The sequence below is a fragment of the Rhodococcus sp. NPDC059234 genome (genome assembly GCF_042754225.1).
Taxonomy (GTDB): Bacteria; Actinomycetota; Actinomycetes; order Mycobacteriales; family Mycobacteriaceae; genus Rhodococcus_G.
On the sequence record NZ_JBHZAH010000028.1, the window covers coordinates 19,998 to 43,296 of the forward strand.

The window sequence follows — 23,299 nt, forward strand, 5'->3', positions numbered from 1 at the left end:
GACACGGGTCGCTCCGCAGGCTCCGCTCCTGCCGACACGGGTCGCTCCGCAGGCTCCGCTCCTGCCGACACGGGTCGCTCCGCAGGCTCCGCTCCCACGGCCGAGCACTTCGCCGGCGCCGTCCGCAAGATGACGGTGCCGGCGAACGCGCGTGCCGCGTCCGACCCGATCCGGGACGGGTCGGCGCTGACCGTCCGCCGGTGCCTCGAGCTGTTCGACGCGCAACTCGGCAGCCGGCACCTGGACCTCGCGGCGCGCCGGCTCCGGGCCCTCGGTCGCGGCTACTACACGATCGGCTCGGCCGGTCACGAGGGAAACGCGGCGGTCGCGTCCGCCCTGCGGCCCACGGATCCGGCACTTCTGCACTACCGTTCCGGCGCGTTCTTCCTGGAGCGGGCCCGGCAGGCCGGCGGCCGGGACCCGGTCCGGGACGTCCTGCTCGGCGTCGTCGCCGCTGCGGCCGACCCGATCTCCGGCGGCAGACACAAGGTGTTCGGCCGCCACGACCTGTCGGTCATCCCGCAGACCTCCACCATCGCCTCGCACCTGCCGCGGGCGGTGGGCCTGGCGTTCGCGGTCGAGCGGGCGGGCCGGCTCGGGGTGGACTCCGGGTGGCCGGCGGACGCGGTCACCGTCTGCAGTTTCGGGGACGCCTCCGCGAACCACTCGACCGCGGTCGGGGCGATCAACGCTGCGGCCAACCTCGGATATCGCGGACTGCCGCTCGCGTTGCTGCTGGTGTGCGAGGACAACGGCCTAGGCATCAGCGTGCCGTCCACCCCCGGCTGGATCGCCGCCGCGTACTCGGGGCGGGCGGGGCTCGAGTACTTCGCCGCCGACGGATGCGACCTCGCCGACGCCCACGACGCCGCCGTCCGCGCCGCGGAATGGGTTCGGGTACACCGGCGGCCGGCCTTCCTGCACCTGAGCGTCGTCCGGCTGCTGGGGCACGCGGGTTCGGACGTCGAGTCCGCGTATCGCGCGCCCGCCGCGATCGCGGCGGACCTCGACCGGGATCCGCTGATCGGGACCGCACGGCTGCTCGTCGCCGCCGGCGCGCTGTCGCCCGATCAAGTACTCGCCCGGTACGACTCGGTGCGGGAGCGGGTCGAGCGCGCCGAGCGCGCTGTGGCGGGCGCGTCGCCGCTGCGCACCAGGGCCGAGGTGGTCGCGCCGCTCGCCGGTCCGGCGCCTGCGGTGGTCGCGGGGCACGTGCGACATCTGCGTGAATCCCCCGGGACGGCGACGGGATCGAATGAACCCCTGACCGTCGCGCGGGCGCTGAACCGGGCACTGGCTGACGTGCTCGCCGCCGAGCCCGGTGCGATCGTCTTCGGCGAGGACGTCGGCCGCAAGGGTGGCGTGTACGGGGTGACCCGCGGTCTCGCCGACCGGTTCGGCTCCGCGCGAGTCTTCGACACCCTCCTCGACGAACAGGCGATCCTCGGTCTGGCGGCCGGGGCCGGTCTTGCCGGGCTGCTGCCGATCCCGGAGATCCAGTACCTCGCCTATCTGCACAATGCGGAGGACCAGATCCGCGGTGAGGCAGCCACATTGGGGTTCTTCTCCGCCGGGCAGTACCGCAATCCGATGGTGGTGCGTGTCGCCGGCTACGGCTACCAGGAGGGATTCGGGGGGCATTTCCACAACGACGACGCGGTCGCTGTGCTCCGCGACGTCCCCGGTGTCGTCGTCGCCTCCCCGGCCCGGCCGGATGACGCGGCCGCGATGCTGCACACCTGCGCCGCGGCCGCCCGGACGTCCGGCGCGGTGTGCGTTTTCCTCGAACCGATCGCGCGATACCACACCCGCGACCTGTACGAACCCGGCGACGGGGCCTGGCTGGCGCGCTACCCGGACGCCGAGGCGCACGCGCCGGTCGGTGCGGGACGCACTTACGGTGACGGCGCGGACCTGACGGTCGTCACCTTTGGCAACGGGCTGTTCCTGAGTCTCAGGGCGGTCGAACGACTGGCGCGCAAGGGGATCCGGGCCCGGATCCTCGACCTGCGGTGGCTGGCCCCGCTGCCGGTCGATGACCTGCTGCGGGAGGCGCGGGCCACCGGTCGGGTCCTCGTCGCGGACGAGACCCGGGCGTCGGGCGGCGTGTCCGAGGGCGTGCTGGCCGCCCTCGTCGACGGCGGGTTCACGGGGGCGATGGCCCGGGTCGCCAGCGCCGACAGTTTCGTCCCGCTCGGGGACGCGGCCCGGTTGGTTCTGCTCACGGAACATCAGATCGAGGCGGCCGCGATCGACTTGGTTCGGCGATAGCCAACGGGTCCGATCGGGCCGTGGCAGGACCGCGTCGTGTTGGTCAGTAGACCAGTCTCCCGTGCGGTGCCCTGCTCGCGGCGGTGACGGCCAGATTCAGCCGGCCGGCTGGGGATGCCGGATCATCGAGCGGGCCGCCGCCACCGGATCCCACACGCTGGGCCGGGCCCGGGTGATCGGGTAGCAGGCGAGGCCGATCAGCACGGCCGAGAGGTGTCCGACATCGGTGAACGTCGCCTCGGAGAAGAGCGGAATAGCGAAGAACACGAGGACGCCGGCGAGGTAGAGATAGCGCCACGGCTTGGCGATCCGGTAGGTCAGCACCGCCACCACGCCTGCGAGCGCGTAGCTGACCCCGACGTCGAGGGTGAAGGCCGCCTTGGCCGGGGCGCGGTCGTCGTGGATGGCCCAGTACAGGACGCCCTCGCTGAGGTAGGTCGCGCCCACGTGCGCGATCACGCACACGCACACCCAGCGCAGCGTCCCGAGCCAGCGTTCGGCGGGCACGTGGAAGATGTTGAACACGACGAAATAGGTGATCCAGCCGCCACCGGAGAGCCAGAACGCGCTGGTCACCAGCACGCGGAATGGATCCTCCCGAAGGTGGTGCAGGTTGGTCGACCGGCTGCCGAGCACGTGTCGCTCGGCGCCGGGAGACAGATGGTTCACCACGATCGTGGTCACGAGCAGGATGGCGAGCCAGATGAAGGTGCCGGGGGCGCGCCGGATGTACGCCCACACGGCGTGGGGGAGCGCTGCGAGTCGTTGCCTGGCCGTGGCCGCCATCCCACCAGTGTGACCTACGCGGCCCGGATCCGCGCCCGCTGCGAGGTCAATCCTCGGGGAGGGCGACGCCGAGTTCGGCCGATCGTTTCGCGACCGCTTCCGGGAAGACGTTCTTGAACAGGAACAGGTCGCTGCCCATCACCCAGCCCGGTGCGAGCCGGGTGGCGTAGCGCTCGAAGTAGCCGAGCTGCTTGCCGAACAGGACGAGCTCCTCCGGACTGGCCACACCCCACTGCTTGCCGATCTGGACCAGGCTCATGATGAGGTCGCTGAGCCGGAGCTCGGCGAGGTCGCGCGCGAACACCGGAGCGAGGACCGCGGCGACCTGGCTGCCGATCTCCTCGTCGGTGGCCGCGACGTCGGCGGTGTAGCCGAGCGAGCGGATGCGACGGGCCATCCGGGAGTAGTCGCCGTCGATCAGCGTTGCGTAGAACATGTCCCGCAGGATCGTCCGCCACACCTCGGGGAGCTCGCCGACGATGCCGAAGTCCAGCATCGCGATCCGGCCGTCGTCGAGCATCCACAGGTTGCCTGCGTGCACGTCGCCGTGGAAGGGGCCGTGCACCAGGATCGATTCCATCCATGCCTTGACGCCGCGACGGATGAGCAACTGGGTGTCGGCGGTGCCGTCGGCCTCGATTCGGTCGAGGGGGGTTCCGTGCATCCGCTCCATGCAGATCACGTGCGGGCCGCAGTACGGCCAGTACACCTCGGGCGCCGTCACCCCGCGGTTGTCGCCGAACGCCCACAGCGCGTCGCGGAAACGGGTCTGACGGTCCGCCTCGACGGCGCTGTTGAGCTCGGTCATGGTCGCGTTGTGCAGGTCGCGGATGATGGCGGTCGCGTTCGCGATGCGGAAGAACTCGGCGAAGCGTTCGAGCATCCGGGCACCCCAGTACGCCGTGCGCAGGTCGATCAGCATCCGCCGGTAGATGCCGGGTCGCTGCACCTTGATGACGGCTTCCGTTCCGTCCGGAAGCACGCAGGCGTGGACCTGGGCAACGGAGGCAGCCGCCAGCGGCTCGTCGTCGAAGCTCGTGAACAACTCCTCGACCGGCCTGCCGAGGTCTGCCGCGACGACCGCCCGTGCCTGCTCGGCCGGGACGGGCGGGACGTCGTCGAGGCAGCGGAGGCAGGCGTTGGCCAGCGGGGCGGGAAACATCCCGGAGGACGAGGCCATCAACTGCCCGAGCTTGACGAACGTCGGGCCGAGCGCCTCGAACGCGTTCACGACGCCCTCGGAGGCTGCGTCCGCCCAGCCCATCTCCCGTCGGGTGAGCGGCTTGGTGACCAGGGCGAAGAGAGCGCACGCCAGGATGACCGCACCGACGACCAGCGCGCGCCAGAGTTGTGCCAGGCCGAACCGGTCGAGCCGGGGCATGTGCACGGACAGTGCTTCCTGCGGCGGCCCCGACGAATACGGGCCGACCCGGCAGGGCAGGGATTCGGGCACGGACTACACCTCGCTTCTGGTCCAGCCCGACAGCCTAGGGGTGTGACGAAGAAACGTCGATCCTCCTCCGCGATGGACGGCCTCCGATGGTGCACGCTGATCCCCGAGGAGGATTCATGCGCAGAAGTGTGGTCGGGGTCGCTGTTCTCGTCGTGGTGGCGGGGGTCGGGGTGTTCGGGGGCCAGGGAGGTGCAGTTGCGCAGCCGGGATCGGGCGGGGCGCCGGGTACCGGCCCCTGCTCGACCGACCCACCCGCGACCCATGCATCGGTGGTGCCCGAGCGCCTCGAGGTGCCTATTCCGTTCCCGGTGGTGACGCAGGTGCCGTATCCCGCGCCGGTCACGCCGACCACCCGGATCGCGGCGCCGGCGCTGCCCACGAACCCGTGCACCGATCCGTGCCCGGATCTCACGGACGGGGCGGACCAGCTCCCCGGCAGCCTGTCCAGCGATCTGGGTGTGCCCCAGATCGGCGTCAGGTTCACCCCCTTCAACCTGGGCATCCCGGTACCGGGGCCGGACGGCGGACCCTTGCCCGAGCGACCGCCGCTGGTGCACCCCGTCACCGAGCACGCCACCCTCGCCGCGGCCCGTCCCGCGCCGAAGGTCGGGGCGGTGACCACGGTCGCCAAGGAGACCGGAGCGAGTTCGGTGAACCGCACCGACAAGCGCTGGCAGGTGAACGGGACCGATCTGGGGATCATGTGGGAGAGCGAGCCGGGGAAGGTGGCGGTGGCCTTCGGGGACACCGTCGGTCGCGGATTTCATCCGCCGGGCGGGCAGGGTGAGGACTGGCGGAGCAACGTCCTCGCGTTCAGTACCGACCGAAACCTCTCGGACGGAATGACTTTCGACTCGATGGTGCAGGACAGTCGATGCCACGCCGCGGAGATTCTGGACAGTCGCAAACTCGACAACGTGGAGATCACCACGATCCCCACCTCCGGCTTCGCCATCGGTTCCCGGCAGTACCTGAGCTACATGTCGATCCGCACCTGGAACAGCATTCCCGGCACGATGTTCACCAACCACGGTGGAATCGCCTACTCGGACGACGGGGGCCAGAACTGGACGAAGGACCCGTATGCGCAGTGGGACAACATTTTCGGATTGGCACGCTTCCAGGTGTCGGCGATGGTTCCGCAGGGTGGGTACGTCTACATGTTCGGTACGCCCAACACCAGGCTCGGTGACATCGGGCTGGCGCGTGTGCCCGTGGATCAGGTGCTGAACAAGTCGGCGTACCAGTACTGGAGCGACGGGAACTGGACCGCGGTCGGTGGGCCGGCCTCCGCCACGCCGATCCTGAACGGGCCCGCGGGGGAGCTGTCGGTCCGGTACGACGAGGGGCGTGCTCGGTGGCAGATGACCTACCTCGACACCGCCAAGACGGCGATCACCCTGCGTGAGTCGGACGCCCCGCAGGGCACGTGGTCGCCGTCGGTGCCGCTCGTCGGTATCGACCGATTCCCCGAGTTGTACGGTGGGTTCATCCACCCGTGGTCGACCGACAACGAGCTGTACTTCACGGTGTCGACGTGGTCTGACTACAACGTATTTCTGATGCGCGCCGAACTGCAGTGAGAATCAAGCGAATTCGGTGCCACTGATTCGAGGAGACGATCGAGACGATGTGGCCGACCGAATGGCCGCGGGCCGCCCGCGACATCGCATCCGCCACCGACGAGGCCGTGACCGCGGCTCGTGTTCCCGACCGAGACGCCTTCGAGGAGTCGTGCGAGAAGCTGCGGCCTCTCGACCTCGAACGGGTGCGCGCGGTGCACTCGGCGATGGTCCGCGAAGTACTCGAGGACCTGCACCCGGACGGGCTGACCGGCGAGTCCGTTCAGGAGGCGCTCGAGCGCTGCGCGCGTGGTGCGACGACGTGGCTGCCCGACCTGCAGGTTCCGTTGCTGGTCACGGTACTGACCGGTGCGCTCGGGCTCACCGACCCCGACGAGGAGAGCGGACCGCAGGATCGGTTCGCGGTGGCCAGGCACGCGCTGGTCGTGCTGGCCGACCTGCTGTCGACGGCGCAGGCCCCCGCGTCGGGGTACCTGCGCCGGGCGATCGCGGAGATCGCGCGCGCCGAGACCGTCGAGATGCCCTGAACCGCAGGACTCCTCGATAGCGGGGTGGTCACCGCCGCCGCTGTCAGCCGTGCAGCAGGTTCGCGCCCGCGATCATCGCTTCGATGGACGACTCGGTCGCGGTGTCGCCCATGCCGAGCGCCCAGTGCGTGCGGCCGGCGTGCTCGCACAGCAGGAAGGTGGCGGTGCGACCGCCCGCGACGCGGATCTGGTGGAAGGACAGGATCTCGAGCTGGAACCCGGCTTCGTACAGCATCGTGGTGAGCGCCGAGACCGGGCCGCCGGCGACGGTTGTCGCCTGGCGGATGGTGTCGCCGAGTCCGAGCGTGGCCTTGTACTCGCTGTTCCCGGCGCCGAGCGGGGTGACTGACCAGCGGCCGAACCGGACCGGGCCGTTCGTGGGCGAGTAGGTCGCGAGGAAGGTGCGCCAGCTCATTCCGGCGCAGTCGGCTCGCATCTCGCGGGGCAGCGGGGTGCCGTAGCGCGAGGCGAACGGGTCTGCGGGGGTGCTGGAGTGGAAAGCCTGGAGAGTGTTCATCGAAGCGGTCTTCCTGGAATGAAGGGAGGACCAACTCGTAGCTCAACGACCCGCAGCGAGGGGTCGGTCCGAATCAGACCCCGCTACGGCGGCGAACTACGAGGATGCGCTTCATGGGCGCCACAGTAGGCGTCTTCGTGAGCTTGCGCAACAATTCGGCCTCCTCGACGCCGGCACCGGGTGACCGAGGCCACACCGGATGTCATTCGCAAAACGGACATGAAGTTGGACGCTTGTCCGATATAAAGAACGCGCACGCGACGGGGGTCGAGCGTTTCGGCAGCAAACCGTCGTGCACGTGTTCCATTCACCTGGAGGATCTGCATGTCACGTAAGTCGATGCGCCGCGCCGCATCCGTCGTCGCCGCTGCTGCGCTGCTCGCGGGCGGTCTCACCCTCGGCGCGGGCACCGCCGCGGCCGCCGGCTCCGTCGACCTCGGTAGCGCGGGCTCGTCGGGCACGGCGACCCCGCCCGCCGAGCAGAAGGCGCACGCGGCCACCAAGAAGGCCGACAACATCTTGGTGACCAAGCAGGTCGTCGGCGACGGCACCGTCGCGCCGGGCGGAAAGGTCACCTACCGGACCACCTTCTCTGTGCCCAGCGGTCTCGACCGGTCCATCACCAAAATCACGGACTTCCACCCGGCAGGTTTCGAGTACGTCGAGGGCAGCGCGAAGGTCAACGCCTGGAGCCTGTTCAACGGCCAGCAGGACGCGAAGGTCACCCCGGTGGTGAACGCCGCGGACAACAGCCTGACGGTTGCGAACTCCGGCTGGCGGACCTCCGTGATCGGAAACGCGACCCTCACCCTCGAGGTTACCTACCGGGTCCCGTCGAGTGCCAAGGTCGGGACCGCGCTCGACAGCGGCCTTTCCTTCGACGTCTTTGCTTTCGCAACCACCCAGAAGTTCAACCCGATGGGCGTCTTCGCCACCATCCGTTCGGCGAACCTGGTCGAGGGGCTGACCGGCGGCTCTGCGGACTTGGGTCTGGGCTCGTCCGAGGGCGGTACTGGTTCCGCCGGTTCTGCCATCATCACCGACCCGGCCGGATTCGTGGCCGACGTGATCAGCGGCGTCATCGGGAACGGCAGCTAGTAGCACTACCGAAGGGGTCGTCCGGCGTGCCGGGCGGCCCCTTTCGTGTATCCGGGGCCGGGCCTTGTCCATCCGATGCTCGGCTATCCGAGGGCAAACCCAGGAACTGGCATTTGATAATCCAAACGAATAGTCAAGTGCTGCAACATTATTGATTCTCCGACGGGAAGCTGTGCGCGTCCATACGATGGCGCGACGCACGTTCGTCGAGCTCGGGGGCCGAGGCGCCGTGTTCCTACCCTACGAATGGAGATTCTGAATGTCCCGTACCACGATGCGTCGCGTCGCGTCCGTTGTCGCCGCCACCTCGTTGCTCGCCGGTGGTCTCGCCGCGACAGCGGCCACCGCGTCCGCTGGTTCGATTCTGTCGGACTTCGGGTCCACGGCGAGTGTCCCGGATATTCCTGCCTCGGCCACCGTGACCGTCGACAACCTCGTCGTGACCAAGGCGATCGTCGGGAGCAATCAGATCGCGGTCAACGGTCAGGTGACGTACCGGACCACGATCTCGGCCACCGCCGGTCCGGACCGGCTGATCACCAAGCTCGTCGACCTGAATCCCGTCGCGCTCCTGTATGTCGACGGCACCGCGAAGGTGACGTCCTGGCAGAACGGCGCGATGACGACCGCGTACGTCACAGCGAACGCGTCGGCGAACGCCGGGGTCGCGGTCAGCAATGCAGCCGGCTGGCTGGTCTCGGCGATCGGCAACAAGACCGTCACCTTCGACGTGACGTACTCGGTGAAGTCCGTCGGCTTCAGCACCGGCATCTTCGACAGCGGCCTCGCCCTGGACGTGGCAGGCATGGCCGAGCAGAGTTGGCCGGCGATGGGCGTCAAGCTCGACCTCGTGGGATCCGTCGCTCCGACTTTCGCGAGCTGATCGGGGTACTGCCGAGCAGTGTCGGTCGAGACGGGGCCGTCCGGAACTCCCGGGCGGCCCTCGTCGCTCAGACCAGGTCGTCCTCGTCGCCGGGGGCGATTCGGCGGAGGCCGCGGTACGCCTCCGCGGGGGAGTGGCGGCCGGCGACGACGGCCTCGACCTCGGCGGCGATCGGCATCTCGACGCCGTGGTCGCGGGCCAGTTCCATCACCGTCGGTGCGGTCTTGACTCCCTCGGCGACCTGACCCAACTCCGCGACGGCCTGCTCGAGCGTCATCCCCTTGGCGAGATACTCGCCGACCCGTCGGTTGCGGGAACTGGGGCTGATGCAGGTGGCGATCAGATCGCCGACGCCGGTCAGCCCGGCAAAGGTGCGCTGGTGCGCGCCCATCGCCTCACCGAGCCGGATCATCTCGGCGAGTCCGCGGGCGAGCACCATGGCTCGGGTGTTGTCGCCGACGCCGAGCCCGTCGGCCATGCCAGACGCGATTGCGACGATGTTCTTGAGGATGCCGCCCAGCTCGCAGCCGAGGACGTCGGTGTTGCGGTACACCCGGAACACCGGCGACGCGAACAGCGGCTGCAGCGCGGCGGCCACCCGTTCGTCCTCCGTGGCCACGACCGAGGCCGCGGCCATGCCGGCGATGATCTCCTTCGCGAGGTTCGGACCGGCCAGCAGCCCCACGGGATGACCGGGCAGACATTCTGAGATCACCTCGGTCGGCCGCAGTCGGGTCCCCGGCTCGAGGCCCTTCGCGAGCGAGAGCACCGGCACCCACGCCCGCACCTCGTCGGAGATCTCGCTCAGTGTCTCCCGCACCGCGTGCGACGGCACCCCCACGACGAGGACGTCCGCCGCGTTCGCGGCCTCGACGATGTCGGTGGTGGCCCGCAGGTCCGGGGGCAGCAGGTGGTCACCGAGGTATCGGGTGTTGCGGTGCTCGGTGTTGATCTCGTCGGCGGCGTCGGTTTCCCGAGCCCACAGCAGGGTGGGGGTGTTCCGCGCGGCAAGCGACGCCACGGTCGTGCCCCACGATCCCGCGCCCAGCACCACCACCCGCACCGGCCGGGACATCAGCGAACATCCTGCGCGTGATCGACATGTGCCGTCATGGCTTCAGATTTCCACCACGGCAGCCGGTTCGGTGGCGAATCTGCGAACTCGGGTCAGAACGGTGCGACGACACCGGCGATCGGGATTCGACCACCCACCGCGACCCGGAAGTCGACCATGGCCCGCTGCAGATGGTCGGGCGAGGTCACCACCACGGCGCTGGTGGCGCCACGCTGGGCGAGGATCACGTTGGTGTTCTGTGCGTTCTCCACCGTCGACCGCGAGGTGTACTCCTCGGTGATCCGGAACGCGGGGATGCCGTGCGCGATCAGCCAGTCGCGCATCGCGCGGGACTCGGTGATCCCGTTCTGCGGCACCCCGCCGCTGACGATGATCGGGGACAGCGGGTAGCGGTGGGCGACCTGCAGGGTGGCCTCCAACCGAGACACGAGCAGGGGTCGCATGCTGCCGTCCGGGAGCAGACCCGCGCCCAGCGCGACGATATTGGTGCCGAACGGATTCAGGTCCAGAACCACCGGGAACTGGGGTGTCAGGGTCTCGAACCGGGTGCAGGTGAGGATCACCTCGCGGAAGGGGGTCTGGCAGCCGCCGACGGTCGAGAGCACGCCGTTCACGAGCGTGGTCGGTGTGACGTCGGCATTGGCGGTGGCGGGCAGTGCCGCACCTGCGGCGGCCGCCAGGACAGCGGCGGCGAGGAATCGACGTGATCGACCGGTTGACGAACGTGACGACATGACACTCCATTTCGAGTCGGTGAGGTCCCTACAGGAGGTGGCAATCGCCATCGAGTGTGCCGTAGGTTCCGCAAATTCGTGATACTTCCGAAGGTTCCGTTACCACCGTGTGTCGTCCGCCGGGCCCCGAATGTGACAGCTCGTGTGTCAGCGGGTCCAGCGTCCGGGTGGTGGTTCGGCCGCGGTGTAGGCCGGCAGGGGCAGCGGTTCGTCGAGGACGAATGCGCGGAGCAACGCGACGAACGTGGCCGGCTGGTCGGTCGAGACGGCGTGTCCGGCGTTGGGAACCTCCACGAGTGTCGCCTCGGGCAGGACGTCGCGGTACTCGCGGGTCACCGCCCAGCGGATGAAGTCGCACTGCGGGGCCATGACGAGTGATGGCACTTCGGCCTCGCGCAGTTGCGGTCGCGGATCGGGGTTCTCGGCGAAGTCGGCGTTCGTGAGTTGATTGACGTAGAACCCCTGGGGATTGTCGTGCGGCGGCACGGTGACCGTGTGCGCGCACGACGCGTTGTCGCGGCCGGTGAGGGCGACGGCGTGCATCCACGAGTCGGCCTCCGCGTCGGGTACCAGGGCGTGGGCGGCATTCGCGTTGACCGCCATCAGCAGTGCCTGGGCGAGCACGCGCGGGCTGCTGGTCAGCTCGTCGTAGCGCGACTGCTGATCCGGCGACAGGTCGTGCCAGGGTTCGCCGACCTCCCCGTCGGCATAACCGCCGCCCCAGATCGCTCCCGGTGCCACGAACACCGCCTTCGCCACCCGGTCGGGGTGCGCGGCGAGGTACTGCGCGGTGAGGGAACCTCCCCACGACCGGCCGACGAGGACGAGTTGTTCGGCGCCGAGGGTGTTTCGGATCGCCTCGAGGTCCGCCACCTGCCGCGCGACCGTGTACCCGGTCACGTCGTCGAGTCGACTCGAGCGTCCCGCCCCCAGTTGGTCGTACGCGTACACGTCGAACCCTGCTGCGGCGAGTTCGGCCCCGCCGACGGGGATGCCCTCACCCGGAGTGCCCGGACCGCCGTGCAGGAAGATCACGGGCGTCCCGCGCCGCGGGGAACCGGGTGCCGCGGGTGCGTCGACGTACGCGATGCGCGAGCCCGTGGACAGGTCCCAGAACCGAACCTCGGACGGCACCGCTGCCGCATTCTGTACGGGAAACGGCCGGAGCACCGTCATGCCCGCCCCGACCACCATCAGGGTCGACGCCGCCACCGCGAGCACGGTTGCGCTCGCGAGCGGGCGTGCGATGCGGAGCAGGCGGAATCCGGCGAACGCGGTGCCGAACACCACTGCTGCGAAGACGACCAGCCCGCCGATCAGGAACACTGCCGGCACGGCGACGAGGGCCGCGGCCCCCGTCGCCGCCGCGATTCCTGCGGCTGCCGCCACGACGACACCGATCAGGACCACCAGCACGCCGCCGATCACACGGCGCCACCCCCGCTGCACTGCGGTCACTCGTGCCTCCCCACCGTCCGGTGTAACCACGCCGAGGCTCACCGTAGAGGCCCCGCCGGTCACCGCATCGGGGAAGACCCTGAATTCCGGCCGGCCGGCCGGGCTAGTCGCCGGAGCGGGCCAGCGTCGAGGGCCACCAGATGGCGCGGCCGATGTCGTGCGAGAGCGCGGGTACCAGCACGCTGCGCACCACGATCGTGTCGAGCAGGACACCGAACGCCACCGCGAATCCGATCTCGGCGAGGAACACCAGCGGGAGCACGCCGAGCACGGCGAAGGTCGCGGCGAGGACCACGCCCGCCGAGGTGATGACGCCACCCGTGACCGCGAGCCCGCGCCGGACGCCGGCGCGAGTGCCGTGCGTGAGGGACTCCTCGCGGACCCGGGTCATCAGGAAGATGTTGTAGTCGATGCCGAGGGCGACGAGGAACACGAACGCGAACAGGGGGAACGCCTGGTCGGCGCCCGCGAAGTGGAAGACGTGCGTGAAGAAGAACCCGCACACACCGAGGGTCGCGGCGAACGACAGAACCACGGTCGCGATCAGGATCAGCGGCGCGAGGAGGGCCCGCAGCAGCACCGCGAGCACCACGAAGATGACCGCCAGCACGATCGGGATGATGAGGTTCCGGTCGCGCACCGATGCGGCCTGCACGTCCACGGTGGTGGCCGAGCTGCCGCCGACCAGCGCGTCGGCACCGGGAACGGCGTGCACGGCCTCGCGCAGCCGGGTGACCGTGTCGAGGGCTTGAGGGGAGTCGTAGGAGTCGGCGAGGGTGGCGTTGACGATGGTGCGGCCGTCGATCGGCTGCACCGTCAGTATCGATGGTGGGCAACCTGTTTCGGGACCGCCGGCGACCGGTGCGGTGCCGAGTTTGGCGAGTTCGGCGAGTTTGGCGTAGTCCACCTGGAGGCATACCGAGCCGGTTTCGGTGGCCACGCCGGGCACCGTGCTGGCGACGGCGATCACCTGGTCGAGCCGATCGGCGTTGGTGGTGATCACGGCGGGCGCGCCGGTGCCGGGATCGAACTTGGCGTCGTAGATCTGCTGGCCCTGGACCGCGTCGGGGTTGTTGGTGAAGTTCTCCGTGCTGGTCAGGCCGTTCGTCTGCAGGCTGCCGATGCCGACCGCGAACAACACGATCAGCAGCGCCGTGGCGCCGATCCAGGCCGGTCGGTCGCGTCGCCCGACAGCCGTCGCGATCCGGCCCCACATTCCGTGTGTGGCCAGGTCGGCGGCGTGGTCGACGCGCGGAATGCGAGGCCAGAACACCCAACGGCCCGCGACGGCCAGGAACACCGGCAGGAAGGTCATCATGACCAGGTAGGTGCAGCCGATGCCGATCGCCGCGACCGGTCCCAGGCTCTTGTTCGAGTTGAGCTCGGAGAAGCTCAGGCACAGCAGTCCCAGGATCACCGTGAGCGCGGAAGCACTGATCGCGGGGGCGGATTCGCGCCACGCCCGGATCATCGCGTCGAACCGGTTGGGGTAGGCGTGCAGTTCCTCCCGGTACCGGGATATCAGGAGTAGGGCGTAGTCGGTGCCCGCGCCGAGGACCAGGACCGAGAGGATGCCCTGACTCTGGCCGGTGAGCGTCAGCAGGTCGTTCTTGGCGAGCACGTAGATGACCATCGACGACAGCCCGAGGGCGAGCACCGCGGACAGCAACGGGAAGAACCACAGCACGGGGGAGCGGTAGACGATCAGCAGGATCACGATGACCACGAGGACGGCGGCGCCGAGCAGGGCGCCGTCGAGCCCCTGGAATGCGTCGATGAACGCCACCAGCAGCCCGCCCGGCCCGGCCGGTAGTACCTCGAGTTCGCTTGTCGCGGCGGACTTTGCCGCGTCCATCACGTTCTGCTCGTTCTGCGCCAGGACGTCGCCCTCGATGTCGGTGCCGTTCGACTTGGCGACGAGGGGGACGTACTGCGAGGCGGTGGTGCCGTCCGCGGAGTACTGGGTGGGTGTCATGCCGGACTTGTCGACCCCGTCGACCGCCGCGACGGCCTCCCGTGCGCGGGCGATCGAGGCCTTGTCCTCCGCCGTCAGCGGGCTGTCGCGGTGAAAGACGACGAAACCGGGAATCGTCGTCACGGTCACGAACTTCGCCGATTCGTTGGCGACGACGGTGGACTCCGCCGAGCTGGGCAGGTACGAGGCGTTGTCGTTCTTCTGGACCTCGGTCAGTTTGCCCTGGAACGAGCCGCCGGCGAGACCTGTGAGGAAGGCGAACGCGGCGAGCACGATGATCGCGACCACCGGCCAACCCCGCCGCACGGATGGGGGCCCGGCGGGGGCGGGTTCGGTATCGAGGTCGGTGTCGGTCATTGGGTCTCCTCCGAATGTGCATTTCGGGTAACGCCAATGCGGTCCAGTACACCACGCGCGAGCGGCCTGCAGCGCGGTCTGCGCGGTGGTCTCCCCCAATCGACCACATTTCGATGCCAGTGGACTCGTAAATGTCCTAGGTTGTCCCGCATGACTGATCAGAAACTCTCCCGGCGGGGGTTCCTCGCTGCGGCCGCGGGCGCGACCGCGCTGACCGGACTCGCGTGGGCCCCGGCGCACGCGTTGTCCTCCGCCGATCCCCGGGCGACGCTGCCCGTGCCGCCCGGCTTCCCCGACGGCATCGCACTGTTCCAGCAGGGTTACGAGAACTGGGTCCAGGAGATCGTGTTCGACCAGGTGTGGACGTGCACGCCGCGCGACGCGAGTGACGTGGTCCGGCTGGCGAACTGGGCGCACGCCACCGGGTACCGGCTGCGGGCGCGGGGCACGATGCACGGCTGGAGCCCGCTGACCCTGGTGCCGGGCCAGAACGTCGAACGGGTGGTCCTGGTGGACACCCTGACCCGGCTGAACTCGATCGCCGTCAACGCGTCCGCCGACGCGGGGCGCTCGACCGTCACCGCCGGCCCCGGCGCGATGGTCGGCGCGGTCCTCGGCGAACTGCAGAACCACGGCCTCGGCTGGGCGAACTCGCCCGCCATCGGGGAGCTGTCCATCGCGGGTGTCCTGGCGATCGACGCGCACGGCGCCACGCTTCCCGCGGACGGCGAGAAGGCCGCTCCGGGCGCCTCGTTCGGCTCGCTGAGCAACCTCGTGACCGCGTTGACCGCGGTGGTGTGGGATTCAGGCAAGGGCGAGTACGTGCTGCGGGAGTTCCGCCGCGACGATCCCGCGATCCGGCCCCTGCTGACCCATCTCGGCCGTACCTTCGTCACCTCGGTGACCCTGCAGGCCGGCGCGAACTACCGGCTGCGCTGCGAGTCCGTCATGGACATTCCCTGGCGTGAGTTGTTTGCTCCGGCAGGCTCTCCCGGCCGGACCTTCGAGAGCTACGTCGCCCGTTCCGGGCGGGTGGAGGCGATCTGGTTCCCCTTCACCGAGACGCCCTGGCTGAAGGTGTGGACCCCGACCGCGGTCAAGCCCCCGCAGTCCCGGGAGGTCACCGGGCCGTACAACTACCCCTACTCCGACAGCATCCCCAAGGCGGTCACGGACCCGCTCGGCCAGATCACCCGCGGGATCGGGTCCGCGACCCCCCTGTTCGGGCAGGCCCAGTTCGCCACCATCGCGGCGGGCCTGGCGGCGACCGGCACCGCGGACCTGTGGGGCTGGTCGAAGGACGTGATGTTCTACCTGCGCGCCACCACCCTGCGGATGACCGCGGGCGGCGGCGTCGTCATCACCAGGCGAGCGAACATCGCCCGGGTGATCAACGAGTTCACGACCTGGCACAACTCCCGCCAGCGGGACCTCCAGGCGAAGGGGCAGTACCCGATCAACGGGCCCTTCGAGGTTCGGTTGTGCGGCCTCGACGACCAGTCCGAGGTGGTGGTGGAGACCGCGGGGCCGCCGACCATCTCCGCCCTGCGCCCGCGCCCGGACCATCCCGAATGGGACACCGCGATCTGGATGAACGTGGTGGGGGTGCCGGGGACCTCGGGGCAGGCCGCCTACTTCCGTGAGATGGAACGGTTCATGCGGTCGAACTACAGCGGCGACTACGCGACGTTCCGCCCGGAGTGGGCCAAGGGCTGGGCGTTCACCGACGAGGCAGGGTTCAGCGACGGCGAGACGATCGAGACCGTCATCCCCGAGACGTACCGGGCCGGTGCGCCCGCAGGCGACGACTGGGACTCGGCGCGGGCGGCACTGAACGCGCACGACCCGCATCGGGTGTTCTCAAATCCGTTGTTGGACAAACTTCTTCCGTGATCCGCCCTAGGTCCTCGGCGGCCGAGCCGAGGGCCTAGGTGCCCGGGCGTGGCCGGATGTGTTCGAACACCAGGATGGTCTCCGTCGCCGCGACCTCGGGTCGTGCGGACAAGTGGTCGAGCACGAAGTCCCGTAGGGCGGCGGTGTCGCGCATCGCCACGTGCAGGAGGTAGTCGTCCGCACCGGCGATGAAGTAGACGTCGAGCACCTCGGGGACAACGGACATCCGGTCGGCGAACTGCGCCATGTGGGGGCGTGCGTCGGCGCGCAGCCGAACGGAGATCATCGCCTCGAGGTCGCGGCCGAGTGCGGCGGGATCGACGTCGGCGTGGAACCCGCGGATCACGCCGCGCTCGACCAGCGAACGCACACGGGCCAGACAGGTCGACGGCGCGATTCCGGCCATCTGGGCCAGCGCGTTGTTGGGGGTGCGGGCGTCGCGGGTGAGCTGTGCGAGCAACACGTGGTCGGTCTCGTCCAGGCGCGTCTGCCGAACATCGTTCGGTCGGCCGGGGGTATTCGGTCGCGATGCCGAATTGTCGGCTGCCATAGATCGATTCTAGAGAATTATCGCCAGGCTTCTAGGCATGAATCACGAGGAAATTCATACTGGTGTCGGCGCCGATCGCGCCGTCTCCCACCCCCGAGGACACCACAGATGAGAATCGGAATTCCCCGAGAGATCAAGAACCACGAGTACCGCGTCGCCATCACCCCGGCCGGCGTCCACGAACTAGTCGCCCACGGGCACGAGGTGCTCGTCGAGACCGAGGCGGGCGCGGGTTCGTCCTTCGCCGACGCCGACTACCGGGCGGAGGGGGCGCGGATCCTCCCCCACGCAGCGGACGTGTGGGCAGAGGCGGAACTGCTGTTGAAGGTGAAGGAACCGATCGCGGAGGAGTACTCGCGCCTCCGCAGGGATCAGGTGCTTTTCACCTATCTGCACCTGGCCGCCTCGCGCGAGTGCACCGATGCGCTGGTCGACTCGGGCACCACGGCCATCGCCTACGAGACGGTCCAGGCAGCCGACGGGTCGCTGCCGCTGCTCGCCCCGATGAGCGAGGTCGCTGGGCGGCTCGCGCCGCAGGCCGGGGCCTACCACCTGATGACGAACTCGGGTGGCCGGGGAGTGTTGATGGGCGGGGTTCCGGGCGTGCGCCCCGCCAACGTGGTGGTGCTCGGCGGTGGGGTGGCGGGACAGAATGCGACGGCCATCGCGGCGGGCATGCACGCCGACGTCACGGTGCTGGACCTGAATCCGGCGCGGCTGCGTGAGATCGACGCGCAGTACCACGGCCGGGTGCGCACGGTGGCCTCGAATCGGCTCGAACTCGAGCAGGCGGTGCTCGGGGCAGACCTGGTGATCGGCGCCGTGCTGATTCCCGGAGCGCGGGCGCCGAAGCTGGTGTCCAACGAGTTGGTGTCCCGGATGAAGCCCGGTTCGGTCCTGGTGGACATCGCCATCGACCAGGGCGGCTGCTTCGAGGATTCGCGACCCACCACCCACGCCGAACCCACTTTCCGCGTGCACAATTCGGTCTTCTACTGCGTCGCGAACATGCCCGGCGCGGTGCCCCGCACGTCCACCTTCGCGCTCACCAACGCGACGTTGCCGTACGTGCTCGAGATCGCCGACCTGGGCTGGCGCCGGGCCACCGCGGCCGACCGCGCGCTCGCGGCCGGCCTGAGCGTGCATGACGGCGAGCTGCTCTCCACCGCCGTTGCCGAGGCCCACGGCTACCGGTCGCACGCCCTCGCCGGCTGAACTCGGCTACGCCGACTGTGCGCGATCTGTACCCCGACTGGGGTGCAGATCGCGTACAGGTGCGTCAGCGCGTGGTTCGGCTGGTGCCCCGGAACTCGGCGACGAGTGCATCGGACGAGGTGACGGTCACGTCGTATATTCCGTTGCGGCCGTAGCGTGCTCGTTCCGTTGCGACGGCCGTCAGGGTGTCGCCGAGGCGGGTGGCTCGGACGAACCGGATGTCCGCCTGGGCCCCCACCGCGGGCACCCCGTAGCCGTTGCAGGCGAGCGCGAACGCGGTGTCCGCGAGGGTGAACACGAACCCGCCGTGGGTGATTCCGTGTCCGTTGACCATCGTCTGGGTGACGGTCATGGTGGCGACCGCGCGACCCGGCGCGAGTTCGGCGACCTCGATGCCCAGCGCGGCGGAGGCCAGATCGCCCGCGAACATCTCCCGTGCCAGGTCGCCCGCTGTGCCGCCGGTCATGCCGTCTTCGCGACCAGGGTAAGCACATCGTACGTGGCGGCGACCTCGTCGTTCTGGTTCGTGACCACCGCGTCCCAGCGCACCTCGCCGTAGTCGGCGCTGGTGCGCGGGGTGATCTGCTTCGCGGTGAGCGTCACGGTCAGCGCGTCGCCGGCCTTGACCGGGGTGAGGAACCGCAGCGAGTCGACGCCGAAGTTTGCGAGCACCGGGCCCGGGTTGGGCTCCACGAACAGGCCGGCCGCCAGCGACACAACCAGGTAGCCGTGAGCGACGATCCCGCCGAACAGCGGGTTCGCGGCGGCGGCGGCCGGGTCGGTGTGGGCGTAGAAGGTGTCGCCGGTGAACTCCGCGAAGTGGTCGATGTCCTCGAGGGTGACCACGCGCGGTCCGGCCACGACGGTGTCGCCCAGCCGCAGTTCCGCCAGGCACTTCCGGAAGGGGTGCACGTCGCCGACCGGCTGCGCGGACCCGGTGACCCAGCGGTTGCCGACGGCGGTGAGGATGTCCGGGTTCGCCTGAATTGCCGTGCGCTGCATGTGGTGCAGTACTCCCCGGATGCCGCCGAGTTCCTCACCACCGCCCGCGCGGCCAGGCCCGCCGTGCACCAGGGTGGGCAGCGGCGACCCGTGGCCGGTGGACTCCTTGGCGTCCTCGCGGTTGAGGACGAGGACCCGGCCGTGGAACGGGGCGAGACCGAGCACCAGGGCGCGGGCGATGGCGGGATCGCGGGTGATCACCGACGCGACGAGGCTGCCCTTGCCGCGGGCGGCGAGCGCAATCGCGTCCTCGATGCCGTCGTAGCCGATCACGGTGGACACCGGGCCGAATGCCTCGATGTCGTGCGGTTCGGTGGCGTCCGCGTTGGCGCGCAACAGGATCGGAGGAAGGAAGGCTCCGGTGACCGCGTCGGCGCCGACCACCTCGAAGTTCTCCGGATCGCCGACGACGATCTCGGCGGACTTGGTCAGTCCGCGCAGCGCGCGCAGCACCTCGTCGCGTTGCTCGAGGCTCGCAAGTGGGCCCATCCGGACGCTGTCGTTCGCCGGGTTTCCGACGACGATCTTCGAGAGGCGTTCGCGCGCAGCGGAGATGACGTCGTCGACCAGTGGGGTGGGGACCAGCGCACGCCGGATGGCCGTGCACTTCTGTCCTGCCTTGACCGTCATCTCGGTGACGAGCTGCTTGACGTACAGCTCGAACTCCTCGGTGCCCGGCTGGACGTCGTCGCCGAGGATCGAGCAGTTCAGCGAGTCGGCCTCGACGCCCAGGTGCACGCCCTCGCCGACCACATTGGGGTGGCTGCGCAGGGTGGCGGCGGTGTCCGCGGAACCGGTGAAGCCGACCATGTCCTGGCCGCCGAGGTGGTCGAGGACCCCGCGGGCGCTGCCGCAGAGCAACTGCACGGAACCCTCCGGCAGCAGGCCGGACTCGATGATCCGGCGGAACACCAGCTCGGTCAGGTAGGCGGTCTGGCTGGCGGGCTTGACCACCGAGGGCATACCGGCCAGGAACGCGGGCGCCAGCTTCTCGAGCATGCCCCAGACCGGGAAGTTGAACGCGTTGATCTGCACCGCGACGCCCTTGCGCGCGGTGTAGACGTGCTGGCCGACGAACGTGCCGCCGCGACCGAGCCGTTCCGGCGGACCGTCGAGGTAGACGGTGTCGTTGGGCAACTCCCGCTTGCCCTTGCCGGCGTAGCTCAGCAGGGTGCCGAAGCCGCCGTCGATGTCGACCGCCGAGTCGCGGGTGGTAGCGCCGGTCGCGACGGAAAGGTCGTAGAACTCCTGCTTGCCGGCCATCAGCAGGAGGCCGAGTTCCTTGAGTCGGCTCGCGCGCTCGTGGAAGGTCAGCTCGGCGATCGCCGGGCCGCCGACGGTGCGTGCGTAGTCGAGCATGCCGTCGACGTCGAGCCCGGTGGCCGAGATGCGTGCGACCTCGGTGCCGTCGACGGCGCTCGCGAGGGGCGTGCCCTCGTCCGGGGCGGTGTACCACTTGCCCTGGACGTAGCTCTGCAGCTTCCTGCTCATCGGATCTCCATTCCCACCGTACGTTCGGTTGGTAATTACCATCGCGCGAAGCCGCGGAGCTGTCAAGTGTCCGCGGGCTCGGGGCCTCGGCGGGTCAGTCCCCGGTGGTGCGCAAACCGTCGAAGGTCATGGCGACGACCGCGTCCGCCAGCCGTTCGGTGGATCCGCCGACCTGCGGGTTGTACCACTCGATCAGCGAGTTCACCGTGCCGAACAGCAGCCTGCTGGTCAGGGCCGAATCGATGTCCGGCCGCAGGTCGCCCTCGGCCGCGGCGTCCACGACCAGGTTCGCGACGAACGTGTCGAGCTCGCGCCTGCGGGCCAGCGCGCGCCGTTCGACGGTGGTGTTGCCCCGCACCCGGAGCAGCAGGGTCACGTAGGGCAACTCGTCGACGAGCACCTCGACGCTGCGACGCACCATGTGCTCGAGCCGGTCGATCGCGGGACCGGAGGTGGTGAGCTCCTCCTCGGTCACCGCGAACAGCGCGTCGAGGGCTCGGTCGAGGGCGAGGCGCAGCAGTTCCGTCTTGCCCGACACGTGGTGGTAGATCGACGACTTGCTGATGCCGAGCTTCTGGGAGAGCGCCTCCATGCTCGTGCCGTCGTACCCGCGGTCGTTGAAGACCTTCACCGCGACGGACAGCAGCGAGTCGAGGTCGTAGCCGGGGCGTCCGGGCTGGCCGGTGCGGCGGGGGGTACGCGTGCTCATGCCGCCATACTCTCAGGCCTCGGTGGATGCCGGTTACTCGACACGACGTGCGAACGAGGGGTTGCCAACCGACCGAAGGTTCGGTTATTAATGAAGGACCAACGGTGCAAGGAGTCCGACGTGGCAGCAGCCCCCATCGCCCTGACGGTCGACGAACAACCGGACCGACTGGTGGTCACCCTCGACCGCCCGGCGCAACGCAACGCCATCGGTGCCGCCATGATCGGTGAACTGCACGAGGTCTGCGCCCGGCTCGAGCGGGCGCCCAAGCTGCTGCTGCTCACCGGTGCGGGTGGTGACTTCGCTGCCGGTGCCGACATCGCGGAGCTGCGCGCGCGTGGTCGAGACGACGCCCTGGCCGGCATCAACCGCAACCTCTTCGACCGCATCGCGGCGCTGCCCATGCCGACCGTCGCGGCAATCGACGGCTACGCGCTCGGTGGCGGCGCCGAGCTCGCCTACGCCTGCGACATGCGGATCGCAACATCGCGCGCGGTGTTCGGCAACCCCGAGCCGGGTCTCGGCATCATCGCTGCGGCGGGCGCCAGCTACCGGCTGCCCGGGCTGGTCGGGATGTCGATCGCCCGGCAGGTGCTGCTCGGCGGGCGACTGCTCGATGCCGGCGCCGCGTCGACCTGCGGGCTGGTGATGGAGGTGGTCGAGCCGGGGGACCTGCTCGCCGCCGCGCACCGGGTGCTCGACCGGATCGGCCGGTCCTCGCCGCTGGCCCTGCGCCTGACCAAGGCCGTGCTCGACGCCCCCGGCGCGCACCCCCTCTCCGACGACCTCGCGCAGGCCGTGCTCTTCGAGGGCGCGGACAAGCACGACCGTATGACTCGATTCCTGGAGAAGACGACATGACAAGTCCCGCAACGGTAGGCGTGGTCGGCGGCGGCCGGATGGGCGCCGGCATCGCGCAGGTGTTCGCGATGCTGGGAGCGCATGTCGTGATCGCCGAGACCGGTGACGCCGCGGCCGCCCATCGGCGCGTCGCGGACGGCCTGGACCGCGCACACGAACGCGGAAAGCTCGACGCGGCGCCGGCGGAGATCCTCGCCCGGGTGACGACGGTCGGGGCGATCGACGAACTGCCCGCGACGGCGGACCTCGTCGTCGAGGCGGTGCCCGAACTGGTCGCGCTCAAGCTCGAGGTCCTGGCTGCGGTGGCGAAGACGGTGCACCCGGAGACGATCATCGCCAGCAACACCAGTTCCATCTCCATCGCGGAACTTGGTGCCGCACTGGAAGACCCGAGCCGGTTCCTGGGGATGCACTTCTTCAACCCGGTCCCGGCGTCCGCGCTGGTGGAGATCGTCCGGGCGCCGGAGACCGCCCCCGAGGTCGTCGACCGGGTGCGCGGATGGGTCGCGGACCTCGGCAAGTCGGAGGTCCTGGTCAACGACTCGCCCGGATTCGCGACGAGCAGGCTGGGCGTGATGCTCGGGCTCGAAGCGATCCGCATGCTCGAGGAGGGCGTCGCGGACGCCGAGTCGATCGACCGGGCGATGGAACTGGGCTACCGGCACCCGATGGGTCCGCTGCGGTCGACGGACCTCGTCGGTCTGGATGTGCGCCTGGCCATCGCCGAGCACTTGGAGCAGACCCTCGGGCCGCGCTTCGCGCCCCCGGAACTGCTGCGGCAGAAGGTGGCTCGCGGTGAACTGGGTCGAAAGACCGGTCGGGGATTCCATGCCTGGTCGTAGGACCGGGCCGTCGTCAGGA

The 23,299-nt window shown here is 69.6% G+C and carries 20 protein-coding genes; 9 read left to right on the forward strand and 11 right to left on the reverse strand.

The annotated features are described in order from the left end of the window. The first annotated feature begins 129 nt into the window (after positions 1-129). The gene (locus ACFXGJ_RS08925) at positions 130-2,271 is read left to right on the forward strand and encodes a thiamine pyrophosphate-dependent enzyme (protein WP_378618015.1); all 2,142 of its coding nucleotides are present in this window, start codon (positions 130-132) and stop codon (positions 2,269-2,271) included. A gap of 96 nt (positions 2,272-2,367) precedes the next feature. Here the strand turns inward: ACFXGJ_RS08925 and ACFXGJ_RS08930 are convergent, their stop codons facing one another. Both ACFXGJ_RS08930 and ACFXGJ_RS08935 read right to left on the reverse strand, forming a co-directional pair. After that, positions 2,368-3,057, reverse strand: a complete 690-nt coding sequence (locus ACFXGJ_RS08930) for a rhomboid-like protein (protein WP_378617990.1) — start codon at positions 3,055-3,057, stop codon at positions 2,368-2,370. Between the two features lie 46 nt (positions 3,058-3,103). Then, positions 3,104-4,438, reverse strand: a complete 1,335-nt coding sequence (locus ACFXGJ_RS08935; protein ID WP_378618016.1) for an ABC1 kinase family protein — start codon at positions 4,436-4,438, stop codon at positions 3,104-3,106. Between the two features lie 188 nt (positions 4,439-4,626). Between ACFXGJ_RS08935 and ACFXGJ_RS08940 the strand changes: the two genes are divergently transcribed. Both ACFXGJ_RS08940 and ACFXGJ_RS08945 read left to right on the forward strand, forming a co-directional pair. Next, on the forward strand, positions 4,627-6,093 hold the full coding sequence (locus tag ACFXGJ_RS08940; protein ID WP_378617991.1) for a DUF4185 domain-containing protein: 1,467 nt from the start codon (positions 4,627-4,629) through the stop codon (positions 6,091-6,093). A 47-nt stretch (positions 6,094-6,140) separates the two neighbouring features. Beyond that, complete coding sequence (locus ACFXGJ_RS08945; RefSeq protein WP_378617992.1) at positions 6,141-6,620, forward strand: hypothetical protein; 480 nt, start codon at positions 6,141-6,143, stop codon at positions 6,618-6,620. A 43-nt stretch (positions 6,621-6,663) separates the two neighbouring features. On the opposite strand, the gene ACFXGJ_RS08950 is transcribed toward ACFXGJ_RS08945, so the two are convergent. Next, on the reverse strand, positions 6,664-7,137 hold the full coding sequence (locus ACFXGJ_RS08950) for a 2-isopropylmalate synthase (RefSeq protein ID WP_378617993.1): 474 nt from the start codon (positions 7,135-7,137) through the stop codon (positions 6,664-6,666). Between the two features lie 324 nt (positions 7,138-7,461). On the opposite strand from ACFXGJ_RS08950, the gene ACFXGJ_RS08955 reads away from it, so the two are divergent. Together ACFXGJ_RS08955 and ACFXGJ_RS08960 are read left to right on the forward strand one after the other, a co-directional pair. Next, positions 7,462-8,235, forward strand: a complete 774-nt coding sequence (locus ACFXGJ_RS08955; RefSeq protein ID WP_378617994.1) for a hypothetical protein — start codon at positions 7,462-7,464, stop codon at positions 8,233-8,235. A gap of 259 nt (positions 8,236-8,494) precedes the next feature. Next, positions 8,495-9,118 (forward strand): hypothetical protein, encoded by a 624-nt coding sequence (locus ACFXGJ_RS08960; protein WP_378617995.1) that lies wholly within the window; start codon positions 8,495-8,497, stop codon positions 9,116-9,118. Positions 9,119-9,185: 67 nt separating this feature from the next. On the opposite strand, the gene ACFXGJ_RS08965 is transcribed toward ACFXGJ_RS08960, so the two are convergent. The 4 genes from ACFXGJ_RS08965 to ACFXGJ_RS08980 all read right to left on the reverse strand — a co-directional run bounded on the left by ACFXGJ_RS08965 (position 9,186) and on the right by ACFXGJ_RS08980 (position 14,717). Then, positions 9,186-10,193, reverse strand: a complete 1,008-nt coding sequence (locus tag ACFXGJ_RS08965; protein WP_378617996.1) for an NAD(P)H-dependent glycerol-3-phosphate dehydrogenase — start codon at positions 10,191-10,193, stop codon at positions 9,186-9,188. A gap of 92 nt (positions 10,194-10,285) precedes the next feature. Continuing rightward, positions 10,286-10,927, reverse strand: coding sequence for a YdcF family protein (locus tag ACFXGJ_RS08970; RefSeq protein WP_378617997.1), 642 nt, complete (start codon positions 10,925-10,927; stop codon positions 10,286-10,288). A gap of 147 nt (positions 10,928-11,074) precedes the next feature. Beyond that, positions 11,075-12,385: an alpha/beta fold hydrolase gene (locus tag ACFXGJ_RS08975; RefSeq protein WP_378617998.1), complete on the reverse strand. Its 1,311-nt coding sequence runs from the start codon at positions 12,383-12,385 to the stop codon at positions 11,075-11,077. Between the two features lie 103 nt (positions 12,386-12,488). After that, on the reverse strand, positions 12,489-14,717 hold the full coding sequence (locus tag ACFXGJ_RS08980) for an MMPL family transporter (RefSeq protein ID WP_378617999.1): 2,229 nt from the start codon (positions 14,715-14,717) through the stop codon (positions 12,489-12,491). Positions 14,718-14,867: 150 nt separating this feature from the next. On the opposite strand from ACFXGJ_RS08980, the gene ACFXGJ_RS08985 reads away from it, so the two are divergent. Beyond that, positions 14,868-16,610 carry a cholesterol oxidase substrate-binding domain-containing protein gene (locus ACFXGJ_RS08985; protein ID WP_378618000.1) on the forward strand — a complete coding sequence of 581 codons (1,743 nt, stop codon included), beginning with the start codon at positions 14,868-14,870 and terminating at the stop codon, positions 16,608-16,610. Between the two features lie 34 nt (positions 16,611-16,644). Here the strand turns inward: ACFXGJ_RS08985 and ACFXGJ_RS08990 are convergent, their stop codons facing one another. Beyond that, the gene (locus ACFXGJ_RS08990; RefSeq protein WP_378618001.1) at positions 16,645-17,160 is read right to left on the reverse strand and encodes an Lrp/AsnC family transcriptional regulator; all 516 of its coding nucleotides are present in this window, start codon (positions 17,158-17,160) and stop codon (positions 16,645-16,647) included. Between the two features lie 108 nt (positions 17,161-17,268). Between ACFXGJ_RS08990 and ald the strand changes: the two genes are divergently transcribed. Continuing rightward, on the forward strand, positions 17,269-18,375 hold the full coding sequence (gene ald / locus ACFXGJ_RS08995; RefSeq protein ID WP_378618002.1) for an alanine dehydrogenase: 1,107 nt from the start codon (positions 17,269-17,271) through the stop codon (positions 18,373-18,375). A gap of 64 nt (positions 18,376-18,439) precedes the next feature. Here ald and paaI read toward each other — a convergent pair whose 3' ends face one another. From paaI to ACFXGJ_RS09010, 3 genes are all read right to left on the reverse strand, one after another. Continuing rightward, positions 18,440-18,841, reverse strand: a complete 402-nt coding sequence (gene paaI, locus ACFXGJ_RS09000) for a hydroxyphenylacetyl-CoA thioesterase PaaI (protein WP_378618003.1) — start codon at positions 18,839-18,841, stop codon at positions 18,440-18,442. After that, on the reverse strand, positions 18,838-20,868 hold the full coding sequence (gene paaZ, locus ACFXGJ_RS09005) for a phenylacetic acid degradation bifunctional protein PaaZ (protein WP_378618004.1): 2,031 nt from the start codon (positions 20,866-20,868) through the stop codon (positions 18,838-18,840). Before paaZ ends, paaI begins: the two co-directional genes overlap by 4 nt. A 94-nt stretch (positions 20,869-20,962) precedes the next feature. After that, complete coding sequence (locus ACFXGJ_RS09010) at positions 20,963-21,577, reverse strand: TetR/AcrR family transcriptional regulator (protein ID WP_378618005.1); 615 nt, start codon at positions 21,575-21,577, stop codon at positions 20,963-20,965. A gap of 120 nt (positions 21,578-21,697) precedes the next feature. Here ACFXGJ_RS09010 and ACFXGJ_RS09015 point away from each other — a divergent pair, with 120 nt between their 5' ends. Further along, complete coding sequence (locus ACFXGJ_RS09015) at positions 21,698-22,438, forward strand: enoyl-CoA hydratase/isomerase family protein (protein ID WP_378618006.1); 741 nt, start codon at positions 21,698-21,700, stop codon at positions 22,436-22,438. Next, on the forward strand, positions 22,435-23,280 hold the full coding sequence (locus ACFXGJ_RS09020) for a 3-hydroxyacyl-CoA dehydrogenase family protein (protein ID WP_378618007.1): 846 nt from the start codon (positions 22,435-22,437) through the stop codon (positions 23,278-23,280). The genes ACFXGJ_RS09015 and ACFXGJ_RS09020 overlap by 4 nt, the downstream gene beginning before the upstream one ends. Positions 23,281-23,299 lie beyond the last annotated feature (19 nt).

Excerpts from the sequence above, each read along its gene's own strand:
- ACFXGJ_RS08965 (WP_378617996.1), bottom strand. The coding sequence starts at position 10,193 with ATGTCCCGGCCGGTGCGGGTGGTGGTGCTGGGCGCGGGATCGTGGGGC.
- ACFXGJ_RS08925 (WP_378618015.1), top strand. The coding sequence starts at position 130 with ATGACGGTGCCGGCGAACGCGCGTGCCGCGTCCGACCCGATCCGGGAC.
- ald (WP_378618002.1), top strand. The coding sequence starts at position 17,269 with ATGAGAATCGGAATTCCCCGAGAGATCAAGAACCACGAGTACCGCGTC.
- ACFXGJ_RS08970 (WP_378617997.1), bottom strand. The coding sequence starts at position 10,927 with ATGTCGTCACGTTCGTCAACCGGTCGATCACGTCGATTCCTCGCCGCC.
- paaZ (WP_378618004.1), bottom strand. The coding sequence starts at position 20,868 with ATGAGCAGGAAGCTGCAGAGCTACGTCCAGGGCAAGTGGTACACCGCC.
- ACFXGJ_RS09020 (WP_378618007.1), top strand. The coding sequence starts at position 22,435 with ATGACAAGTCCCGCAACGGTAGGCGTGGTCGGCGGCGGCCGGATGGGC.
- ACFXGJ_RS08960 (WP_378617995.1), top strand. The coding sequence starts at position 8,495 with ATGTCCCGTACCACGATGCGTCGCGTCGCGTCCGTTGTCGCCGCCACC.
- ACFXGJ_RS08940 (WP_378617991.1), top strand. The coding sequence starts at position 4,627 with ATGCGCAGAAGTGTGGTCGGGGTCGCTGTTCTCGTCGTGGTGGCGGGG.
- paaI (WP_378618003.1), bottom strand. The coding sequence starts at position 18,841 with ATGACCGGCGGCACAGCGGGCGACCTGGCACGGGAGATGTTCGCGGGC.
- ACFXGJ_RS08950 (WP_378617993.1), bottom strand. The coding sequence starts at position 7,137 with ATGAACACTCTCCAGGCTTTCCACTCCAGCACCCCCGCAGACCCGTTC.
- ACFXGJ_RS08990 (WP_378618001.1), bottom strand. The coding sequence starts at position 17,160 with ATGGCAGCCGACAATTCGGCATCGCGACCGAATACCCCCGGCCGACCG.
- ACFXGJ_RS08945 (WP_378617992.1), top strand. The coding sequence starts at position 6,141 with ATGTGGCCGACCGAATGGCCGCGGGCCGCCCGCGACATCGCATCCGCC.
- ACFXGJ_RS08930 (WP_378617990.1), bottom strand. The coding sequence starts at position 3,057 with ATGGCGGCCACGGCCAGGCAACGACTCGCAGCGCTCCCCCACGCCGTG.
- ACFXGJ_RS09010 (WP_378618005.1), bottom strand. The coding sequence starts at position 21,577 with ATGAGCACGCGTACCCCCCGCCGCACCGGCCAGCCCGGACGCCCCGGC.
- ACFXGJ_RS08985 (WP_378618000.1), top strand. The coding sequence starts at position 14,868 with ATGACTGATCAGAAACTCTCCCGGCGGGGGTTCCTCGCTGCGGCCGCG.
- ACFXGJ_RS08955 (WP_378617994.1), top strand. The coding sequence starts at position 7,462 with ATGTCACGTAAGTCGATGCGCCGCGCCGCATCCGTCGTCGCCGCTGCT.
- ACFXGJ_RS08935 (WP_378618016.1), bottom strand. The coding sequence starts at position 4,438 with ATGCCCCGGCTCGACCGGTTCGGCCTGGCACAACTCTGGCGCGCGCTG.
- ACFXGJ_RS08980 (WP_378617999.1), bottom strand. The coding sequence starts at position 14,717 with ATGACCGACACCGACCTCGATACCGAACCCGCCCCCGCCGGGCCCCCA.